This is a genomic window from Hydrogenophaga intermedia, assembly GCF_023715105.1.
GTDB classification, from domain to species: domain Bacteria; phylum Pseudomonadota; class Gammaproteobacteria; order Burkholderiales; family Burkholderiaceae_C; genus Hydrogenophaga; species Hydrogenophaga intermedia_A.
The window spans coordinates 1-1,088 of sequence record NZ_JAMBNO010000077.1; the positions used below are offsets into that span (position 1 = coordinate 1).

Here is a 1,088-nt window from a genome sequence, read left to right on the forward strand (position 1 = left end):
AAGGGGTATCCGCTTAGCTCCATCAGCCCCATTGACACTGTGATTTCATCCAGCAATGGTATCCGATTGCCTCTCCCCGGTGTTCTTGCTCACGACATCCCCATACATCACTGGCGGCGTCACCACCGCTTGCTGCAGCAAGCGTTAAAACAGCATCCCGCGTGAGCTGGATGTGCGCCGGTTGAAACGGAACACGAATTCATCGAGATAGGCGTCCAGGTGTTCGGGTTGCACAGAACCGTGGTGCGTTCCCAGCACCCAGCGCTGTACCAACGAGGCGACCCGGTGCACTCCCGCCATGGAGACATGGGCAGGTACGCCTGAGCCGAGCATGACGGTGCGCTGGTGGGTGTAACCCAGCTCTCCCAGAGCGCGGTATGCCGCCGAACCATCCGTGCGGACCTGGGCTCCGGGCTCGACCACTTCCTGCACGAAGGGGATGACATGGTTGGCGGAGTCTCGGTCGATACGGCGTAACCGGATGCGCCCAAACCCCTTGGGCTCCACGATCTCCACCGCCATGACCATCAACACTTTGGTGGTGCTGCTCTTGCGCCCTGCAGGGGTGGCGGGATTCTTGCGATCCGTGATGGACAGGTACGTTTCATCCACCTCGACAAGCCCCTTGAGCTTGTCCCGGCCCGGGCGGACCATGGCACGTCGAAACCGGTGCAGCATGGTCCAGGCGGTCTGGTAGCTCCCCAAACCCAATACGCGCTGCAGCCCCAGGGCGCTCACGCCTTGTTTCTGATTGGTCAGGTACCAAGCTGCAGCCAGCCAGACACGCAGCGGTGTGCGCGTCTTGTCAAAGATGGTGCCTGAGGTCACTGTGCCTTGGTACTGGCATGCACGGCACATCAGGCGGGTGCGGCTGGCGCGGTACACATCACCAGCGTTGCCGCAACGCGGGCAGACGAAGCCTTGGGGCCAGCGCAGCTTCTCCAGGAACGTCTGGCAGGCCTCTTCGGTGGCAAACCAGTCAAGAAATTCGTTCCAGGTGCGAGGGTAGTCCTGCCCGGGAGTCGGCGTTAGCATCTGGGTTTCCATCCAGCTATTCTGGCGCTGCTGGAGCTAAATAGATACCCCTT

Annotated in this window: 1 pseudogene; it reads right to left on the reverse strand. The window is 61.2% G+C overall.

The features are described 5' to 3' along the window. Positions 1–45 precede the first annotated feature (45 nt). A pseudogene (locus M3149_RS22630) lies at positions 46–1,047 on the reverse strand (IS1595 family transposase). Between the last annotated feature and the right edge of the window lie 41 nt (positions 1,048–1,088).